This is a genomic window from Streptococcus sp. DD11, assembly GCF_001578865.1.
Classification (GTDB): Bacteria; Bacillota; Bacilli; order Lactobacillales; family Streptococcaceae; genus Streptococcus; species Streptococcus panodentis.
This window is the reverse complement of the sequence record NZ_KQ969395.1, coordinates 329976-349573: the sequence shown is the minus strand read 5'-3', so window position 1 is coordinate 349573 and position 19598 is coordinate 329976. Positions and strand designations below refer to the sequence as shown.

The window sequence follows — 19598 nt, the reverse complement described above, 5'->3', positions numbered from 1 at the left end:
CGCAGGACTGCCGGAGTCCGGACGGTGATGGTCCGCAGGGCCCGCAAGACCGGTCAGGTTCAGATGATTTTTGTGACCAGCCGGAAACTGGATTTTTCAGATTTGGTCAGGGATTTGACAGCGGAATTTCCGGAAATTGAGACGGTAGCGGTCAATTACCAAACCAGCAAATCCAGTGAAATTTATGGGGACAGGACAGAAATCATCTGGGGAAAAGAGGCCATTCAAGAAGGGGTGCTGGACTATGAATTTTCCCTGTCGCCTCGGGCCTTTTATCAGCTCAATCCTGAGCAGACCGAGCTGCTCTACAGCGAAGCGGTCAAGGCGCTGGATGTCGGCCCCGAAGACCATTTGATGGATGCTTACTGCGGGGTAGGGACCATCGGCTTTGCCTTTGCTAAAAGGGTCAAATCCCTGCGCGGTATGGATATCATTCCAGAAGCAATTGAAGACGCCAAGCGCAATGCAAAGCGGATGGGCTTTGACAATACCCACTACGAGGCTGGGACGGCAGAGGAAGTGATTCCCCGTTGGTATCGGGAAGGCTATCGGGCGGATGCTTTGATTGCCGATCCGCCGCGGACAGGACTGGACGACAGGCTGCTGGAGACCATTGTCCGCTATGCGCCCCCAAAGATGGTTTATGTATCCTGCAATGTCTCCACGCTGGCGCGGGATTTGGTCAAGCTCAGCCAGGTCTATGATGTCCGCTATATCCAGTCGGTGGATATGTTTCCCCATACCGCTCGGACAGAAGCGGTGGTCAAGCTGGTGAGGAAGGAATCGGTCAGAATGCCTTGAGCTCAGCGTCTGCCTGATAGAGTTAGTTATTTTAATTAGAATTGGATAGGCGAAGAAAGGAAGCGTGCGAGAGGAGAATCCCTTTCTCGCTTTTCTTTTTTATAGTCTTTTCCTTTGCTTTTAGCAGTGAAACTGTCCGGGGGACAGTTTCAGCCAATCGCTTAAAACACAGGACGATAGGACAGCGAGCTGCTCAAAAGCTCCAGTGGAGGTTTTGAGGTGGCAGATAAAGCTTCCGCTAGGAAGTGTCAAAAAGCTCCAGTGGAGGTTTTGAGGTGGCAGATAGAGCTTCCGCTAGGAAGTGTCAAAAAGCTCCAGTGGAGGTTTTGACCGCGTCAAGAGTTTTTTGACCAAAACAAAGCGAGTTAACGACGGAATAAAAGAGAAACTAAATGACGATACTTTGAGTCTGGGAGGGCTTTTGTGATATAATGATAGAAAAAGACAGTGAGGTAGCTGATATGAACAATGTGATTGATTTGTCTATTCCGGTAGCAGAAGTGATTGATGCGCATCCAGAGGTTTTGGATATTCTGGTGGAGCTGGGCTTTGCGCCTTTGGCCAATCCGCAGATGCGGGAAACGGTCGGACGCCAGGTCAGTCTCCTGCAGGGTGCAGCGATGCACGGTCTGCCCATTGAAAAGATTCAGTCCCTGCTGGAAGCTAATGGTTATGAAGTAGCTGGTATAGACTGATGGCTGCGGAGCGGATTGAGATTCTCAAATCCATTCTGCTGGATTTGCATCAAGGTGCTTCGGCGGAATCGGTTCAGGAACTCTTTAACGAGCATTTTACAGGTGTGTCCGCCATTGAAATCAGCTTAATGGAGCATGAGCTGATGAATTCGGATTCGGGTGTGACCTTTGAAGATGTCATGTCCCTTTGCAATGTGCATGCCAACCTTTTTAAGGGAGCTGTGCAGAATGTAGAAGTGGCCGATACGGATCATCCGGGTCATCCGGTGCAGATTTTCAAGCAGGAAAATCTAGCTCTGCGGGCAGCCCTCATGCGGGTGCGGCGGCTTCTGGATACCTATGAGCAGTCTGATGATGCAGAGATGCTGACGGAGATTGGCAAGGGTCTGCTGCGGCAGCTGGGCTTGGTCGGACAGTTTGCTATTCACTATCAGCGCAAGGAAGAGCTCATGTTTCCCATCATGGAGAGCTATGGGCATGATTCGCCGCCCAAGGTCATGTGGGGCGTGGATGATCAGATCCGCGGGCTTTTTCAGGAAGCTAGGGCAGCTGCTGAGCAGCTGCCGGAGTTAGAGATTTCTGCAGTCAAGGAAAAGTTTGAAATCTTTGCGGCTGAGTTTGAAGCTATGATTTTCAAGGAAGAGTCCATTTTGCTCATGATACTCCTCGAGTCCTTTCATCAGGATGACTGGCTCAAGATTGCCGAGGAGAGCGAGGCTTATGGCTATGCCATCATCAAGCCAACGGAGAAATGGATTCCTGAGCGGCACTCATTCTCGGAGGAGGAAGCTGGGGAGGCTGCTGATGCAGGCAGCGAAGCGGCAGCCAGTAGAGAGCAGCCTAGTGATGGCAGGTTTCAGCAGGTCATTGATACGCCGGATGGGCAGGTCACTATTTCCTTTGAGTCTAAGGAAAAGAAGGAGACGCCTGTCAGTCGGGACAGTCAGCAGCCTTTTGGCCATGGCTATCTGTCGGTGACGGAGGCCAATTTGATCCTCAATCATCTGCCCATGGAGATTACCTTTGTCAATAAGGAGGATATTTTCCAGTATTACAATGACAGTGTGCTGGCGGACGAGATGATTTTCAAACGGACGCCATCCCAGATAGGGCGCCATGTAGAGCTTTGCCATCCGCCTAAGTTTTTGGACAAGGTGCGGCGGATTTTCAAGGCTCTGCGCGAGGGGCAGCGGGACAAGTTTGAGATGTGGTTCAGGTCGGAATCGCGGGGCAAGTTTGTCCATGTGACCTATGCGGCGGTGCGGGATGAAGCTGGGGAATTTCAGGGGGTGCTGGAGTATGTGCAGGACATTCAGCCCTTCCGTGACATTGACAGTGATTTTTACCGAGATTTGGACTAGGTATTTGCAGCTAGAAAGTGAGAAAAATGAGCTACGAGCAGGAATTTTTGCAGGAGTTTGAGGCTTGGGTCAAGACCCAGGTTATGATCAATGAAATGGCGCTCAAGGAGAGTCAGGCTGTCTATGAGGCAGATCAGGACGAGCGGGCCCGAGAGGCCGCTATTCGCTATGAAAGCCGTCTCGATGCCTATCAGTTTCTCTTGGGTAAGTTTGCCAATTATCAGGCAGGCAAGGGATTTCACGACCTGCCGGAGGAACTTTTGGGCGAGAGAAGTTATTGATTTTTCACTGAAAAGGTGATAGAATAAGTTCATCAGAGGTGTTTTGAGTCAAGCATTTTACAGAAAGTGGCGGTGCTGAGAAGTCCACAAATGCGTTCAAGCTGGTTGCTGATGGATGAAAAATTAAAATATTAGAATAGTCTTTTAGTTTCCTTTTAGGACTAGGCAGCGAGCTGCAGGCTGTACTGAAGTACGTCAAAGCGAGCTAACGACGTCATAAAAGAAAAACAAGAAGACGAGAGTTGCGGGCTCTGCCCGAAATTGGGTGGTACCGCGGATAAACACATTCGTCCCTGTCATGGATATGGCAGGGATATTTTTATTTTATAAAAGGAGGCGGCACATGAAAATCTTAGAAAAGTACAATGGAAAGGAATTGCCGAGGCTTGAAACAGAGCGCTTGATTCTGCGTCAGCGGACGTCGGAAGACGTGCCCGCTATGTTTGACTATGTCAGCCTGCCTGAGGTTTGCTATCCTGCGGCCGTTCCCCTGATTGAAACTCTGCAAGATGAGTATGATTATTTTGAAAATCATTACTATCAAAATCTTGAAAAGAAAGGCCTGCCGTCGGGCTATGGGATTACGGTCAAAGGAAGCGATCAAGTCATTGGCTCCTGTGATTTCAATCACCGCCATGCGGATGATGTCTTTGAGATTGGCTACCTGCTGCATCCGGACTACTGGGGGCAGGGCTATATGGCTGAGGCGGTCAGTGCCTTGATTGAAGTGGCTTTTACTATTTTGAACCTTCATAAGGTTGAAATCGTCTGCTATGATTACAACAGGCAGAGCCAGCGCGTGGCGGAGAAACTGGGCTTTAGTCTGGAAGGACGTATCCGTGATCGCAAAGATACCCAAGGCAAGCGCTGCGCAGAGCTGAGGTATGGACTGCTGAAGAGTGAGTGGAAGGAGAAAGAACATGGCAAAAAAGAAAAATCGTAAAAAAGAATTAAAACGTCAGCAGAAATTGAATATCAAAGTCATTTCTGAAGAAGGAGCTGCATGGACAGAAGCATTAGCTCACAAGCCAGTATTCGTAGAGCGGCGCCGTATTCAAAACTTTGATGAGCAACACACCGCAATAATCCAATACGCTGATGAGCATGGCGATTATCCAGATGTTCAGGAAATCAGTCATCAATTAAGAAACGGGACTTTTATTTGGAATCCAGATCATGAACTTTTTAGAAAAGCGATGCATACGCCCAACAAATATAAACGAAACAACTTGCTGAAACAAGTGTTAGAGCTCAATCCAGATTATTTCGCAGCGGAGTTTCATCTATTTGCATCAGAAGTTGAAGACTTTGATTTGCCGACCTTTGAAAAAGTCTTAGAATTTGAAGCCCTTGTGTTATCAAAATGGAAAACAAATAGATACAACGATTGGAATTATTTTGAGTCTCGTCCAGTTTTAACTGCACTGCTGTTTCTGATTGAATATTATATGGGAGAAGGCTGTTACCATAAAGCCTTGGAATTGGTTGATTTGTACCTAAGTAAGCGACCAGAACGCTTCCCGCCCAATTTTGTTTTCTGTATGCTTTCCCTGTATCATATGACTGGTCAGGAGATAAAGGTTGAGCGCTTCTATCAAGAGGCACTGAATAAAGGAAAATGCGATGATACTGTATTGGTACATGCTGTTATTGCTGCTTTCTTGCGAGGAAAACTAGAGGAAGCAAGAAAATTATTTGCAAAGTTAGCGGAGATGAATACTGAAGCGATTGCCTTCTTTGCTGCAAAAGACTGGTATTTCCAAGTGTTTGAAATAGAAGAGCAAGAATTCTACTATCCTAACTCAAACGAGTCGCTGATGGCGAGTCTCTATCCGCTTTTTGATTTTTTAGAGAAAAACATTATCCTAACGGAATTTTTGTCTAATGAAGCTAAAAAATTAGGAGGCAAGGAGCATATTACCATTCCTTATGGACTAGAAGAAGGTTTGGCTGAGCTCGCTGACTTATTTTCTTTAATGGGGGAACCCGAAATGAAGGGGATTCGAATGGATTACGCTCGAATTTTCTTAGACAATGGCATTAGTACCTCAGCTGATTTCAAAGATTGGACAGAAAAAGAAGTCCTAGCTTTAAAAGGCATTGGTCCTGTTACGGTTAAAAAACTAAAAGAAAATGGTATAAAGTTTAACAAAGCGAATTAATCGTTTATTGTAAGGGATGAAGCGGGCTTGCTTTAATTACAATCGCTAAAGCAGACGAATCATAGAGAAGATTGACTTTACTGTCGAAACTCGTATAAGGGATCGTAAGGATACTCAAGGCAATCGCTGCGACGAGATGAGATATGGATTGCTGAGGAGAGAGTGGGGAATTAGAAAGGGGAATAGTCAAAATGAATAAATTAAAAACAATGCTTAAATCAGAAAAAATCCATCCTAAAGAGAGATACTATGTAACAAAAGTAGATGAGTTTTCTCATGTTGTAAATAGTGGTTTATTTTTATCATCTAAGAAAACAAAGCGTAATATTGCATATAGTTTAAGATATCTAGAATTTTTGAAAATTCAATTAGATGAACTTGTTTTGGATGACTTAATGAAAAAAATGATATGGAAAAATTTCATTATTACTTCGATATCTGTAATTGAAGTAATAATGCAAGATAGAACTAGTAATAATAAATTTGGAGAAAAATTATTAAATGAATTTCGAGAAAAAAATCCATTAAGTCTGAGTGATAATGATTTAGATAAATTGGATGATTTCAGAAAATTAAGAAACCGAGTTCATATTGAAATTAAATATGATGATGATGACACAGATTGGTTCATGTTTGGAGAAAAAGAATATTTGGAAATGAAAAATTTACTGTATAATTTTTTAACAAGTGAAAAAATGTTTAATTCTATCTATATAAAGAACATAGATTTTCTAAAATTATAAAAGGAGCACAAAAATGTCTAAACAACTATCCCCAAAGTACAATCCAGCCGAGGTTGAGGCTGGCCGCTACGCGAAATGGCTAGAGGCCGAAGTTTTCAAACCATCAGGCGACGAGAAGGCTAAGCCTTATTCGATTGTGATTCCGCCGCCGAATGTGACAGGGAAATTGCACCTTGGTCATGCTTGGGATACGACCTTGCAGGATATTATCATCCGTCAGAAGCGCATGCAGGGCTTTGATACCCTCTGGCTGCCGGGCATGGACCATGCGGGGATTGCCACTCAGGCCAAGGTCGAGGAGCGCCTGAGGGAGCAGGGCATTAGCCGTTATGACTTGGGCCGGGAGAAATTCCTGGACAAGGTCTGGGAATGGAAGGACGAATACGCAACCACTATCAAGGAGCAGTGGGGCAAGATGGGCCTGTCTGTCGACTACTCTCGTGAGCGTTTCACGCTGGACGAGGGTCTGTCAAAAGCTGTCCGCAAGGTCTTTGTCGAACTCTACAAAAAAGGCTGGATCTACCGTGGTGAGTTTATTATCAACTGGGATCCGGCGGCCCGCACAGCCTTGTCTGACATCGAGGTCATCCACAAGGATGTGGAAGGGGCCTTCTACCACATGAACTATGTGCTGGAAGACGGTTCTCGTGCTCTGGAAGTGGCGACCACCCGTCCGGAGACCATGTTTGGGGACGTAGCCGTTGCGGTCAATCCAGAAGACCCCCGCTACAAGGACTTGATTGGCCAAAATGTCGTCCTGCCGATTGCCCATAAGCTGATTCCAATCGTAGCGGATGAGCACGCAGACCCTGAGTTTGGAACGGGTGTCGTGAAGATTACCCCGGCTCATGACCCTAACGACTTTGAGGTCGGCCAGCGCCACAAGCTGCCGCAAGTCAATGTCATGAATGACGACGGGACCATGAATGACTTAGCCTTTGAATTTGCCGGTCTGGACCGTTTTGAAGCTCGTAAGGCTGTTGTCAAGAAGCTGGAGGAAATCGGTGCCCTAGTCAAGATTGACAAGCGGATCCACTCCGTCGGCCACTCAGAGCGGACCGGTGTAGTCGTTGAGCCACGCCTGTCTACCCAGTGGTTTGTCAAGATGGATCAGCTGGCCAAGAATGCCATTGCCAACCAAGACACCGACGATAAGGTGGAATTTTACCCGCCGCGCTTCAATGATACCTTCCTCCAGTGGATGGAAAATGTCCATGACTGGGTGATTTCCCGCCAGCTCTGGTGGGGCCACCAAATCCCTGCCTGGTACAATGCCCAAGGTGAAGTCTATGTGGGCGAAGAAGCGCCCGAAGGGGATGGCTGGAAGCAGGACGAGGACGTGCTGGATACTTGGTTCAGCTCGGCTCTCTGGCCCTTCTCAACCATGGGCTGGCCGGATGAAGAAAGCAGAGATTTCAAGCGCTATTACCCGACTTCTACTCTGGTTACCGGCTATGATATTATCCCATTCTGGGTGTCTCGGATGATTTTCCAAGGTCTAGAGTTCACCGGCAAGTCACCATTTAGGAATGCTCTGATTCATGGTCTGATTCGGGACGAAGAGGGCCGCAAGATGTCCAAGTCTCTGGGCAATGGGATTGACCCTATGGATGTTATTGACAAGTACGGTGCCGATGCTTTGCGCTGGTTCCTGTCAAACGGCTCTGCCCCTGGTCAGGACGTCCGCTTCAGCTATGAAAAGATGGATGCTTCCTGGAATTTCATTAACAAAATCTGGAACATTTCCCGCTATATCCTCATGAATAATGAGGGCCTGACGCTGAATGCGGCGCGTGAGCATGTCGCTCAGGTGGCAGCTGGCCAGGCTGGCAATGTCACCGACCGCTGGATCCTCCACAATCTCAATGACACCATCGGAAAAGTCACTGAGAATTTTGACAAATTTGAATTTGGGGTGGCGGGTCACATCCTCTACAACTTCATCTGGGACGAGTTTGCCGACTGGTATGTGGAGCTGACCAAGGAGGTGCTTTACAGCGACAATGAAGACGAAAAGGTCATCACCCGCTCTGTCCTCCTCTACACGCTGGACCAAATCCTGCGCCTGCTTCACCCCATCATGCCTTTTGTGACCGAGGAAATCTTTGGTCAGATCTCAGAAGGCAGCATTGTGACAGCGGCTTATCCAGTGGTTCGTCCAGAGTTTGACGATGCTGAGGCTGCAGCTGGCGTGGAAGCCCTTAAGGATCTGATCCGTTCGGTGCGCAATAGCAGGGCTGAAGTCAATGTGGCTCCAAGCAAGCCGATTAGCATCTTGATTAAGACGACAGACGGCGCGCTGGAAGAATTTTTCAAGGCCAATGTCAACTATATCAAGCGTTTCACCAACCCAGAACATCTGGAAATCGGAGCGGATCTAGAAGTGCCAGAGCTGGTCATGTCCAGCATCATCACCGGCGCTGAAATCTACCTGCCCCTGGCTGACCTCCTCAATGTCGAGGAAGAGCTGGCCCGTCTGGAAAAAGAATTGGCCAAATGGCAGAAGGAACTGGACCTGGTCGGCAAAAAACTCAGCAACGAACGCTTCGTCGCCAACGCCAAAGCAGAAGTCGTCGAGAAAGAGCGGCAAAAACAAGCCGACTACCAGGCCAAGTATGATGCGACCCAGGAGCGGATTGCGGAGATGAGGAAACTAGTCTAAGTTTTATCTTTTGATACTTTTCTTAGGTAGTGGGGACGCAAGCAAACCTACGGTTTCATTGCTGATTTTCAGCTGTATGACTTTCACCACGGTGGAAAGTATTGGGATGCCTCACTAATTTTGAATAATGAGAACAGAAAACACGGTGTAAAAGCTGTGTTTTTTTGGTATAATAGAAAAAGTAAACATAATTTTGAATTGAGATATAAAGTGATAGAGCAACAAAATTTTTTAAAGAAAAACGGAATTTATTATACTAATGAATCGTTAGCAAAGGTTATGATTGATAACTTGGATATAGATTACACAAGTGATTTTTCAATAATTGAACCTGCAGTTGGTGAGGGGCATATTTTCTGTCTGATTGTTGAAGAATTTTTGAAAAATAATCTAGATAAGAGTCAAGCAGAAATTCAAAATAGTCTGGAAAATAGATTTTCTGCTTTTGATATTAGAGAAGATGCTATAACAATTTGCATTTCAAGACTCAATAAAATAGTTCGAAAATATTTCAAAGAAGTTAGAATAAATTGGAATATATATGTGTTTGATGCGTTGGATTTTCCAGATAAATTTGATAAACGAAAAACATTTGATTATGTTATAAGCAATCCTCCATATATTTCAAGAAAAAATATGGAAGAAAGTATAGTAGAAAAACTTAGAAAAAGTAGTGATTTTTGTAATCGATTTAATTTTGATATTTACTATTATTTTTTTGAATTGGGACTTTCTCTCTGGAATAAAAAAGGAAAAATAAGTTATATTACTCCGAATAACTATTTGAGGGCAAGAGGTGCTGAAAAATTATTACAGACAATGATTTCTAATAAATATATTGAAAAAATAATTGATTACGGTGATTTATTGAACTTTGAAGATGCAACAACATATACAGCAATCACAATAATATCGGAGAATAATAATAATTTAGAAATAGTAGATTCAGATAATAATGAGCTGAAGAGTTTCACATATAATGAATTACATAAAAAGGAGATCTATTATCTATACGATGAAAAGTTTATTTATGAGGAAGGAGAATCCATTTTACTAGGAGAAATAGCAGATATAAAAAATGGATTAGCAACTCTACAAGATAGTGTATTTATAATTAACGAACAAGAAATTGTTAAGAGTCTGGAGGATAAATATCTTATAGAAAAGAAATCTCATCAATTTTTGATTGAAAAATCTATTTTAAAAAAAGGAGTGCGAGTTTCTAATCCAGGTGACAAATACTATATAGTTTTTCCCTATGATGATGAGAATCAGAAAATAATAGACATCAGTGAAAAGTACCCCTATACTTATGATTATCTACGAAATGAGTTAAGTGATAAATTTCAAGAGAGATATGATATTTATTTTGGTCGAACTCAAGGAATGTTAAATTATAGTTCTCAAAAAATTACAATACCAAAGGTTGCTAATTTAGAAGGGAAGCCATTTAAACAAGTAGATTCGGGTTTTGTATTAGCGGGGATTTCTATAGTTTTTACAGAAAAACTTAGTCAACTCTCTTGTGAAAAAATTCTAAAATATTTAAATTCAAAATTAGTTCTTAATTATTTAAGAGGAGTGTCCAAAAATTATTCCTCTGGATATAAAAATATGAGTACTAGAGATTTAAAGAAAATTAGAATACCTATCGATTTATATATTGAGGAGTAAACAATGGGTGATAAACTTAGTTATATTGTTGAAGACAATATCATTGCGGAAATTTTAGGTAGGAATAATTTTTCCACAAAAGAATCTGCAATTTTGGAATTAGTAAAAAATGCTTATGATGCTGGTGCAAATGACTTAAAGCTTATTTTCAAAAAATCTAATCGTACTGGTCGACTGATGCTTGAAATAATTGATGATGGTTCTGGAATGAACATTAATGATATTAAACAAGCTTGGATGCGTGTTGGAAAAAGTAGTCGTGATTATATGGATTCCAATACAGGCCGCATTTTTGCTGGATCAAAAGGAATTGGGAGGTTTGCTTTGGCTCGATTGGGCGAATCTGTTGACATGTACACTAAAAGAAAAAATGAGGTTGGTTATCACTGGATGACTAACTGGAATAGTTCAGAAATTTCTTCTGATGATAATATATCCAATCAAGGGACCAAAATACAAATCAACAATTTACGTGACAAATGGTCAAATAAAAATATTGCTCCTCTAAAGAAATATCTCAGTAAAGTTTATAGAGATAGTAGAATGCAAATTACCATACTATTTATGTTTGAAAATGGAGAAAATATAGAGGAGAAGACGGAGTTAATTTGGGAGAATCCAAAAATCGGAACCAATTACCTTGAGTCACTTTCTATAACCTATGATTCAAACAATCACAAGCTTATTGGCCAAATATATTCAGATGAATTTAAAGATTCAGCATCTAAAATGACGAATCAAAATATCAAAGAATATTCTTTTGAGCTTGATATGATTGATGAGCTCAAAAAAGATGTTGTTGAATTAATACATGGACAAGATGATATTGAAAAAAAAGATATTACTAATGAAATGATTGGTACTTTATTAAAAGAGGTAGGCTCATTTAAAGGTGAATTATATTTTAGTTTAAACAACGTTACTCAAATTGATAAGGAAAGATATGAATATAAACATGATACTCTGTCAGAAAGATTTAATAGAGGGGTAATTTTGTATAGAAATGCTTTTAGTATAGATTCTTTTGAGGGAAGAACTGATTGGTTAGAACTTGGGAAACGTGCATCCTCTTCGCCAGCTGCTGCATCTCATCCAACTGGTTCTTGGCGAGTTCGTCGTAATCAGTTATCGGGATATATTTTGATTGATAAAGTAAAGAATGCTTATATTGAAGATATTTCGAATAGACAAGGGATCGTGCAAAATATTCATTTTACAATTTTTAAGTCTATTATTGACAGTGCTTTAAATGAATTTGAAGGCTATAGACAGTCAATTGTTAGAGATATTAGAAAAATAAAAGATAAAGAAGATTTAATACCAGTCACAAAAGAAGTCGATATTGAAAATAAAATAGATAAATTTATTGACCAAAGTGAATCAATAGGTGAAATAACTACTCAGGACTTAATTGAAGTGAAAAATCGTATTTTAGAATATAAGAATAAAATAACTGATATTTCAAATGAGAAGAAAGAAGTTGAAGAAAATTATCGATATGAGGCACAACTGTTGAATGTTCTTGCTACTTTGCAACTAAAAATAAGTTCGTTAAGCCATGAATTGCATAATAATAGGAATACAATTGCAGCAAATCCTCAAAAAATCGAAGATGCCTTAAAAATAAAATATGATTGGGAAGAACTTAAAGCTGTTAAACCAAGTAGTAGGAATATTCCATTGTTATTAAAAAATCTTGAAAAAGATTTAGAAAAGGTTTTAGATTTATCTGATACCATCATAGATGAAAATAAAAAGGAAAGATTTGAGCCAAAAGACTATTCTCTATCAGAACTTATAGAAGAAATAGTTGAAAAGTGGAGAATCCAATATAATTGGGTGACCTTTAAAACTAGTTGTTTTGGAGAAAATGATATAACAATATCTTATGACTATTTAATGATTATACTTGATAATTTAATTCTTAATAGCATACAGGTAAATGAAGGTAAAAAAGTATTAGAAATATCAATTAATTTTGATTATAATGAAGGTAAGTTACTTCTTGAATATTCTGATAATGGTGTGGGACTTGATAAAAAATATAAAAAAAATCCATCGAAGATATTAAATGTTCACGAAGGTACTAGAGAAGATGGGCATGGATTGGGAATGTGGATGGTAAACAACACGGTCTATAAACTAAATGGAAATATTAGTATTAATGGAGAATCAGAAGGTTTTAATTTAAAAGCAGAAATGCAAATATAAAAACTGTTAGACGAGGTATAGTATGGTTCAACAAATTAAATTAACTTATGTAGATGATAAATTAGATCCTCTACTGGTTGAATATTTATATCATTTTGAAGAGGAGAAACTTATAACTTACGATGAGGTAGAGTTTGATAGTAGTAGTAGAGATTACGAATCTTTATTAACTGATAGTAAGATTTTGAAATCAGATATTATTGTAATTGATTCTAAGTTATTTGAAAATGAATTTGCGGAATCTGGCTCTAAGTTTACAGGTCAAGAGTTTAAATTGGTTCTAAGAATTTTAAATCCTTTTATCAAGGTGATTGTAATTACTCAAAACAGAGATTTAGCGAAATATGGTGTTCTAAATAAATTTGCAACCTCCAGAGGTAGTGCTACTCAAAAAGATGCCAATGACTTTTATAATAAAAACTTAAGACCGGCAGTAGAAGAAGCTATGAAAGAAATAGTCGAACTAAGAAGAATCGGGAATGATTTAGAGTCAAACAAAGATGCCTATAAAGGATCATTGATCGTTGAGGAAACTCAAAAATTACTTAATAAAATTACAACATATAGGGAACTTACAGACGAAAAAATCGATGAGTTAATAGACATTATAAAGCAAGATATACTGGAGAAGAGAGATGAGTGATTATCGATTTGTAGCAGATGAAGAGGCTGACTTCACCAATATTAGCAGCCGAAAAGCTTCATTGGCCTCTAGCATTGATCAACGTGTACAAAATGAAGCAAATTGTGGAAAGCATTATGATAAAATAAAAGCTAAATGTTCTTGTTATTATGATGAATTTCAAGAAATTTATTATGAAAAATGTGGTTATTGCGGTGTTCCAGTATGTATAAATTCAGCTCCACAATACGAGGTGGATCATTTTGTTAATAAATTACAAGAAAATACCCCGGAGGGGAAATCGGTGGATCACGTTGAGAATCTCATATTTGCTTGTCGAAACTGTAATCAAGCTAAGAAAGAGTTTGAAATCAATAATATTCTTGACCTAGTACATCCTGATAGAGAGAATATAAAAAAGGTTTTTAAACGGGATAAATACTATAAAATAATTATCTCTCAGGAATATACAGACAATGAGGAAATTAAATCATTTTATAGTAAAATGAAATTTAACTACGCATATAGAAAGTTAGATTATCTATTATTAAATCTATATTTTGCAAAAAAAATGAAGAAGATGCTAAAATAGAGAGAATTTATAATAGTTTATTAGAACTTAGAAATAGTTTTCCTAGTTTGAATAAATTGAAATAAATGCTAGAAAACAGGTAACTACATGACAAATTCTATAAGTTCGCCATTACGTAAGAAGTACTATATTTCATTTTTCTTCTCAGGTGTTGGGAGAATTGAGTTAGGATTTGAACAGACCAACGAGATCAAAATAGTGTACGTCAGTATGTTTGAATAAGTGTATAAGCTGGGTTTATTCTAGCAACAATTTTAGAAAAGAGTCTTTCTATGCCAGATGGTGTGAGTTTGTTTCAGGATACGCTGATTAAGTCCTTGAAGTTTGGTTTTGTGGATAATGTCAGGTATCAAGAGGGCGGGTATTCGCCGCAGATTTTGATTAATGACCAGGAAGCTAAACGCTATGTTTTGGCGGATTTGCAGGAGGAGTTGGGCAAGTGTCAGGCCTTCTACATTTCGGTGGCTTTTATCACCCAGTCGGGTATTGCCTTGATTAAGTCGCAGTTGTCTGATTTGATGGATAAGGGGATTGAGGGGAAGATTCTGATTTCCCCTTATCTGGATTTTAATGACCCGATTGCCATGCGGGAATTGCTCAAGCTGAGGAATGTCGAGGTTCGTTTGACTCCTGAGAGTATGCAGATGCATGCCAAGTTTTATCTTTTTGAGCATGAGGGCAAACAGGTGTTGATTTCTGGTAGTTCCAATCTGACCCACCATGCGCTCAAGATTAACTATGAGTGGAATATCAAGCTAACCTCTACCCATAATGGGGACTTGATTCAGGCTACCAAGGCAGAGTTTGAGAAGATTTGGGCTAAATCAGACCTCTTGACGGAGGAGCGGATTGCCTCCTATGCTAAAAAACGTCGGCCGACGATTCGGCCGGATCAGATCCAGGATGAAGGCACTTCGGAATATCAGCTGAGAGAAATCAAGCCCAATAAAATGCAGCAGGAGGCCCTGAAAGGCTTGGCTGCTATTCGTGAGTCGGGTAAGGATCGAGCCCTGGTCATCAGTGCAACGGGGACTGGGAAAACCTTCTTGTCAGCCTTTGATGTCCAACAGTTTGAGCCCGAGCGGATGCTTTTTATCGTCCACCGGGAGCAGATTCTGCAAAAGTCCCTCAAGGATTTTCAAAAGGTTCTGCAGTTTTCTGATTCGGAAGCTATGATTTACCATTTTGGTGCTGACTTGGCTGGCAAGAAATATATCTTTGCGACTATTCAAACCCTATCGCGAGATGCTAATCTCCAGCTATTTCCTGAGGACTTCTTTGATTATATCCTGATTGACGAAGTGCACAAGGCTGGGGCGGCTTCTTATAAAAAGGTCATGAATTATTTTCAGCCGGAATTTTACCTGGGCATGACAGCGACGCCGGAGCGGACTGATGGGCAAAATATCTATGAGCTCTTTGATTACAATGTTCCCTATGAAATTCGTCTGCAGGATGCCTTGGATAATGATATGCTCTGTCCTTTTATCTACTATGCCGTCAAGGAGATTGAAGTCGAAGGACTGTTGGTTAATGAAAAGACCACGATTGCCAATCTGACCTCAGACGAGCGTGTCAAGCACATTATCAATAAGCTTGATTTTTATGGCGTGAGTGGGACCAAGGTCAAGGGCTTGATATTCTGCTCTTCTAAGAAAGAAGCGCGTGAGCTGGCGGTTAAACTCAATCAAGAGGGTAAACGTTGTCGGGCCTTGACCGGTGACGATAGTATGGATACACGAAATGATGTGGTTGCCCAGTTGGAAAATGGAGACTTGGATTATATCCTAACGGTGGATATTTTCAACGAAGGAATCGATATCCCATCTGTCAACCAGGTGGTTATGTTGCGGAATACCCAGTCCAGCATTGTCTTTGTCCAGCAGCTGGGCCGAGGCCTACGTAAGCACGAGAGCAAAGAGTATGTGACCATTATCGACTTTATCGGAAATTACAAGAATAACTACCTGATCCCCATTGCCCTTTTTGGCGATAAGTCCATGAATAAGGATAATTACCGTCGGGAGCTCCGGGAACCCAATATTCTCAATGGTTTGACCACCATCAATTTTGAGGAAGTCGCTAAGGAGCAGATTTTTAAATCAATTTCTATTACCAATCTGTCCAATCGGGTCATTCTAAAAGAGGCCTATATGGAAACCAAGAATCGCTTGGGCCGTACTCCAAACTTGAGTGATTTTTGGAAACTGGACACCCTGGATCCCTATGTCTTTTTTGATAATTTTAACCATTATGGAGAGGTTATCGCTTCCTTTGACAAGGACGATCGATTTGTTAAAATTCCTGAATTAAATGGTTTTCTGACTTTTCTTTGTAAGGAGTTGTCCAACGGTAAGCGAAAAGAGGACCTTTATCTGTTGAAAGTCTTGCTGGAAAAAGGACAGATTTCCCAGTCGGATTTTGAACAATTTTTAAAAGAAGCAGGCTTGCACGTTTCTGATGCGCTTTTGAGGTCGATTGAGGCCTGCTTAACCTATGACTTTTTCATTAAAAGAGACCAAGAAAAGTATGGTTTACCCGCCTTAAAAATTGAAAATAACATTTATCAACTGAATCTAAATTTCTCTCAATTTCTAACAGAGGACTATCGGAATTTTATCTTAGATATCATTCAAACTGGCTTGGATCGATCAGAGAAATACCCGCAGGAGCCTTTGACCATCGGGGAGAAATATTCTCGGAAAGATGCTGTGAGATTGCTCAACTGGGATAAGGATGAGAGCTCCACTGTTTATGGCTACAAGGTCAAGCATGGAACCTGCCCTATCTTTGTCACCTATCACAAAGAGGAAGACATCACGGAAACAACCCAGTACCAGGACGGATTCTTATCAAACAAGGTCTTTCATTGGTATTCCCGGAGCAATCGGAGCTTCAAGTCCAGAGAAGTAGCTGAAATTATGCAGTCTAATCAAACTGGTCTAGCTCTTCATCTCTTTATTAAGAAGGAAGATGGCGAGGGGAGCGACTTCTATTATCTGGGTCCGATTCACTATTTGGAAGATAGCGCTCTTGAGACTAAAATGCAGGATGGCAAGACCCCTGTGGTCACGATGAATTTTGAATTGGCCAACGAGGTTTCTGCTACACTTTATGATTATCTCACAAAAAAATAAGGCGTGAAACAGAAATCGGTAGACGAAGTCTCGATTTCATAGTTCAGCCCTGTAAGTTTGTTCAAGGTTATTATAGTCTTTTAGTTTGCTTTTAGTATTAGGCAACGAGCCGCAGGCTGTACTGGGGTACGGCAAGGCGAGTTAACGACGGAATAAAAGATAAACTAAATGACGATATTAATAAAAAAGAGGCTGGAATCTTTGCGTCACAGCCTCGTTTTTTTAGATAGTATTTCCACTGCCGGTCGGTCTACAGGGGCCCAGTTGAGAGTTTTTAGTTCGTTAGGGGCTAGCCAGGTGGAATTTTGGTGTTCCAAAAGTTCAAGATTTCCTGAAATGAGACGAGCATGGTAGGTTTTCATGATGACCGTCCCGAAGTCATAGTCATAAGCGGCCTCATTGATATAGGAAAGAATTTCGATGGTAGAGTTGAGTTCCTCTTGAATTTCTCGGACCAGAGCCCTTTCGGGTGACTCGCCTTCTTCTAATTTTCCACCTGGAAATTCCCAGTAGCCACCTAGGCTTTTGCCTTCCGGTCTTTGAGCGCAAAAAAATTTTCCGTCCTTCTCAATAGCTGTCGCGACGACCTGGATGATTTTTTTTGACATGATTTTCTCCTTTAAACTATCATATCATAAGCCGAATAAAATTGCAGGATAGATTGATTATCTGGAACTTTTATCTTCCCAATTTTTAAACTAGAAATGGTAGCAGCAAACAGGCTCTTTATAATGAGAAGAGCTATCAATCTGTTTTGAAGGCAGATCTGCTGCAGGCCAGAGGGGAGATTGTCCTGCTCTGCACTCATATCTCAGTTGATAAGCTGCTTCAGCTCAAGGGCAACTATCCAAAACTTAACATAAAACTGGTAGTGCCAAAAGGAGCCAAAAACCTTCATTTTTTAAAAAGGCTGGAAGATGAGTACTTGAAAGTTTTACCGATTGATCGAAAAGTTATCATGAATATGCTGGTGATTGACTACTCCCTTGTCTGGTATGGAACTTTGCCGGAGATAGGCAATGCAGGCGGGGAAGAATCCAGTCTCCTCCGCCTAGAGAGCCCGAGTCTGGTCAGCGAAGTCCTGTCCCAGCTGCAGTTAGATGGGCTTTTGCACTCAGTGAAAATCAAAGACGGCAAGGGATAAGAGTCAGAACAATGGGTAATCCATCGGCTCATTGACCTGCAAGGAGTTCCACGGAATCTCTCTGACCCCTATATCAAGTTTTACAGCTGAGACAGAAGCAGTGCTTTTGCTGCTGTCTATGGAAGCTCCATTCACAGCCTCAGATAAGTCCCCCAGACTATTTGAGCAGCCTGCAGCTGGCTGCCTAGTTTACTGATGATTGTCGTTGAGTCTATTTTGACATTGACTTTCCCTATATTTTTAAACCTCCCAAACTGAGTCTGGGAGGTTATTTTGCTATCTGTTCGCTCTGCCCTTGATAGTGGTAGATTTTCAGGCAGGGAGTGTCTGCGGGACTGCTGATGCTGAAATGGAAGTAATGATCCTTCTGGTCCAGACTTTTGCTTTTGGAAAGTTTAAAGTAGCTGCTTTGGCGGCCGGCCATATGGAGCAGGAGGTCTTCTTCCATGAAAGACAGAGGCTGAGAGAGGTTGGAAAAGCGGTAAAAGTCCTGCTGGAACTGCCGGTAATTGTCAGAAAAGTAATCGAACTGCAGCTCATTGGACGAAAACTGAGCCGTCATCTGTTCCTCCTTTGGCTTGAATGGAAAGAATCTGGCTCAGGCTGATAGCCCTGCAGCGGTCTTTCTCCTGCAGGAGGACCTGTCGGCTGTCAAGATGAAAGACAGTGCCCTGCATGCTGCTGCATTCGGCTTGATCCAGAATAGTAATACAAATGGGAATCTGCTGGCTGTAGGCTTGGCTGAGCAGCTGCAGCTTATCTCTAAGACTGAGCTCAGCCAAGCGGATGGGCTCTGCTGCCTTGCGGGTTAGGGCGCTGCTGTGCTCAGACAGAAAGAAACCGGCCCACTTGGCCATGCCCCGATCTTGGAAATCACGGGCAGACTGATAGGGGAGATAGGAGCGATCGGTCATGACAGTCCCTCCAGACCTCCGGCAGAATGGCCTCCGGCCAGCTTGCTGCGGGCTATCATGCGGGAAGTCTGGAGGAGAGCAGAGCCCTTGAGCAGGGAGGTGAAGCCAAACTGATCGCGGATTCGGTCAATAGTCAGCTGCAGTTCCTCCTCCTTCTGCTGTTGCAGAGGATCGTCAAAGAGGGAAATCAGACTGAAGCTTTGATCAACCAAGTCACTGTAGTAAACGCCGATCTGGCGGATAGCCCCGCCCTGATACTTGGAACGAAAGAGCTGGGTGACAGTCTGGGCCAGCCGGTCGCTGTTATTGCATGCTTCAATCTTGCGCTGTGTATGGATAGAAGCGCGGTTCTCTAACTTAGAGTAGCGGGCATGGATAGCCACTCGCTGGGTTTTTTTGCCCGCCCGGCGCAGCCGGACGGCGACCTGCTCGGCCATTTCCTTAAATACCAGCTCAATATCCGCCTGCTGCCTGTAATCGCAGGGCAGTATCTGTGAATTGCCCAGTCCCTGTGACTTGGCCTGATAAGGATGATGGACATTGCTCTCATCGATGCCGTGGGCGTGAAACCAAAGCTGCAGGCCCATGACTCCTATCTC

17 protein-coding genes and 2 pseudogenes are annotated in these 19598 nt (G+C 42.0%); 15 read left to right on the top strand and 4 right to left on the bottom strand.

Annotated features, from left to right (window positions below):
- The 14 genes and pseudogenes from rlmD to STRDD11_RS09355 all read left to right on the top strand — a co-directional run.
- The coding region (gene rlmD, locus STRDD11_RS14530; RefSeq protein WP_241209391.1) for a 23S rRNA (uracil(1939)-C(5))-methyltransferase RlmD at positions 1-801 on the top strand (801 nt) is incomplete at its 5' end.
- 461 nt (positions 802-1262) lie between these two features.
- Positions 1263-1496, top strand: coding sequence for a DUF1858 domain-containing protein (locus tag STRDD11_RS09415; RefSeq protein ID WP_128837125.1), 234 nt, complete (start codon positions 1263-1265; stop codon positions 1494-1496).
- On the top strand, positions 1496-2857 hold the full coding sequence (locus tag STRDD11_RS09410; RefSeq protein ID WP_128837098.1) for a DUF438 domain-containing protein: 1362 nt from the start codon (positions 1496-1498) through the stop codon (positions 2855-2857). The genes STRDD11_RS09415 and STRDD11_RS09410 overlap by 1 nt, the downstream gene beginning before the upstream one ends.
- A gap of 26 nt (positions 2858-2883) precedes the next feature.
- Positions 2884-3138: a DUF1912 family protein gene (locus STRDD11_RS09405; RefSeq protein WP_128837097.1), complete on the top strand. Its 255-nt coding sequence runs from the start codon at positions 2884-2886 to the stop codon at positions 3136-3138.
- A 343-nt stretch (positions 3139-3481) separates the two neighbouring features.
- Entirely contained in the window at positions 3482-4081 is a 600-nt protein-coding gene (locus STRDD11_RS09400) for a GNAT family N-acetyltransferase (protein ID WP_128837096.1), read from the top strand.
- On the top strand, positions 4059-5300 hold the full coding sequence (locus STRDD11_RS09395; protein WP_128837095.1) for a helix-hairpin-helix domain-containing protein: 1242 nt from the start codon (positions 4059-4061) through the stop codon (positions 5298-5300). Before STRDD11_RS09400 ends, STRDD11_RS09395 begins: the two co-directional genes overlap by 23 nt.
- A gap of 191 nt (positions 5301-5491) precedes the next feature.
- On the top strand, positions 5492-6043 hold the full coding sequence (locus STRDD11_RS09385) for a hypothetical protein (protein ID WP_128837094.1): 552 nt from the start codon (positions 5492-5494) through the stop codon (positions 6041-6043).
- Between the two features lie 13 nt (positions 6044-6056).
- Complete coding sequence (locus STRDD11_RS09380; RefSeq protein WP_128837093.1) at positions 6057-8705, top strand: valine--tRNA ligase; 2649 nt, start codon at positions 6057-6059, stop codon at positions 8703-8705.
- 210 nt (positions 8706-8915) lie between these two features.
- Positions 8916-10379 carry an Eco57I restriction-modification methylase domain-containing protein gene (locus STRDD11_RS09375; RefSeq protein WP_241209390.1) on the top strand — a complete coding sequence of 488 codons (1464 nt, stop codon included), beginning with the start codon at positions 8916-8918 and terminating at the stop codon, positions 10377-10379.
- A 3-nt stretch (positions 10380-10382) separates the two neighbouring features.
- Entirely contained in the window at positions 10383-12590 is a 2208-nt protein-coding gene (locus STRDD11_RS09370) for an ATP-binding protein (RefSeq protein WP_128837092.1), read from the top strand.
- A gap of 22 nt (positions 12591-12612) precedes the next feature.
- Positions 12613-13233 (top strand): hypothetical protein, encoded by a 621-nt coding sequence (locus tag STRDD11_RS09365; protein ID WP_128837091.1) that lies wholly within the window; start codon positions 12613-12615, stop codon positions 13231-13233.
- Complete coding sequence (locus tag STRDD11_RS09360) at positions 13226-13804, top strand: HNH endonuclease signature motif containing protein (RefSeq protein WP_241209389.1); 579 nt, start codon at positions 13226-13228, stop codon at positions 13802-13804. Before STRDD11_RS09365 ends, STRDD11_RS09360 begins: the two co-directional genes overlap by 8 nt.
- An 87-nt stretch (positions 13805-13891) precedes the next feature.
- A pseudogene (locus STRDD11_RS14520) lies at positions 13892-14023 on the top strand (DNA (cytosine-5-)-methyltransferase); the annotation flags it as partial.
- Positions 14024-14076: 53 nt separating this feature from the next.
- A complete protein-coding gene (locus tag STRDD11_RS09355) occupies positions 14077-16941 on the top strand; it encodes a DEAD/DEAH box helicase (RefSeq protein ID WP_128837090.1) in 2865 nt (954 codons plus the stop codon).
- 206 nt (positions 16942-17147) lie between these two features.
- On the opposite strand, the gene STRDD11_RS09350 is transcribed toward STRDD11_RS09355, so the two are convergent.
- Positions 17148-17549: a (deoxy)nucleoside triphosphate pyrophosphohydrolase gene (locus STRDD11_RS09350; RefSeq protein WP_128837089.1), complete on the bottom strand. Its 402-nt coding sequence runs from the start codon at positions 17547-17549 to the stop codon at positions 17148-17150.
- Positions 17550-17695: 146 nt separating this feature from the next.
- Between STRDD11_RS09350 and STRDD11_RS09345 the strand changes: the two genes are divergently transcribed.
- Positions 17696-18085 (top strand): phospholipase D-like domain-containing protein, encoded by a 390-nt coding sequence (locus tag STRDD11_RS09345; protein ID WP_128837088.1) that lies wholly within the window; start codon positions 17696-17698, stop codon positions 18083-18085.
- Between the two features lie 268 nt (positions 18086-18353).
- On the opposite strand, the gene STRDD11_RS09340 is transcribed toward STRDD11_RS09345, so the two are convergent.
- From STRDD11_RS09340 to STRDD11_RS14515, 3 genes and pseudogenes are all read right to left on the bottom strand, one after another.
- Positions 18354-18647, bottom strand: a complete 294-nt coding sequence (locus STRDD11_RS09340; protein ID WP_128837087.1) for a DUF5960 family protein — start codon at positions 18645-18647, stop codon at positions 18354-18356.
- On the bottom strand, positions 18622-18999 hold the full coding sequence (locus STRDD11_RS09335) for a hypothetical protein (protein WP_128837086.1): 378 nt from the start codon (positions 18997-18999) through the stop codon (positions 18622-18624). The genes STRDD11_RS09340 and STRDD11_RS09335 overlap by 26 nt, the downstream gene beginning before the upstream one ends.
- Positions 18996-19598, bottom strand: a pseudogene (locus STRDD11_RS14515) (DNA polymerase); the annotation flags it as partial. The pseudogene STRDD11_RS14515 and the gene STRDD11_RS09335, both read right to left, overlap by 4 nt.

What these genes read in the sequence shown, in the direction of transcription:
- STRDD11_RS09410 (WP_128837098.1), top strand. Translation starts at nt 1,496, where the DNA reads ATGGCTGCGGAGCGGATTGAGATTCTCAAATCCATTCTGCTGGATTTG.
- STRDD11_RS09370 (WP_128837092.1), top strand. Translation starts at nt 10,383, where the DNA reads ATGGGTGATAAACTTAGTTATATTGTTGAAGACAATATCATTGCGGAA.
- STRDD11_RS09340 (WP_128837087.1), bottom strand. Translation starts at nt 18,647, where the DNA reads ATGACGGCTCAGTTTTCGTCCAATGAGCTGCAGTTCGATTACTTTTCT.
- STRDD11_RS09380 (WP_128837093.1), top strand. Translation starts at nt 6,057, where the DNA reads ATGTCTAAACAACTATCCCCAAAGTACAATCCAGCCGAGGTTGAGGCT.
- STRDD11_RS09400 (WP_128837096.1), top strand. Translation starts at nt 3,482, where the DNA reads ATGAAAATCTTAGAAAAGTACAATGGAAAGGAATTGCCGAGGCTTGAA.
- STRDD11_RS09385 (WP_128837094.1), top strand. Translation starts at nt 5,492, where the DNA reads ATGAATAAATTAAAAACAATGCTTAAATCAGAAAAAATCCATCCTAAA.
- STRDD11_RS09360 (WP_241209389.1), top strand. Translation starts at nt 13,226, where the DNA reads ATGAGTGATTATCGATTTGTAGCAGATGAAGAGGCTGACTTCACCAAT.
- STRDD11_RS09350 (WP_128837089.1), bottom strand. Translation starts at nt 17,549, where the DNA reads ATGTCAAAAAAAATCATCCAGGTCGTCGCGACAGCTATTGAGAAGGAC.
- STRDD11_RS09395 (WP_128837095.1), top strand. Translation starts at nt 4,059, where the DNA reads ATGGCAAAAAAGAAAAATCGTAAAAAAGAATTAAAACGTCAGCAGAAA.
- STRDD11_RS09335 (WP_128837086.1), bottom strand. Translation starts at nt 18,999, where the DNA reads ATGACCGATCGCTCCTATCTCCCCTATCAGTCTGCCCGTGATTTCCAA.
- STRDD11_RS09355 (WP_128837090.1), top strand. Translation starts at nt 14,077, where the DNA reads ATGCCAGATGGTGTGAGTTTGTTTCAGGATACGCTGATTAAGTCCTTG.
- STRDD11_RS09415 (WP_128837125.1), top strand. Translation starts at nt 1,263, where the DNA reads ATGAACAATGTGATTGATTTGTCTATTCCGGTAGCAGAAGTGATTGAT.
- STRDD11_RS09405 (WP_128837097.1), top strand. Translation starts at nt 2,884, where the DNA reads ATGAGCTACGAGCAGGAATTTTTGCAGGAGTTTGAGGCTTGGGTCAAG.
- STRDD11_RS09365 (WP_128837091.1), top strand. Translation starts at nt 12,613, where the DNA reads ATGGTTCAACAAATTAAATTAACTTATGTAGATGATAAATTAGATCCT.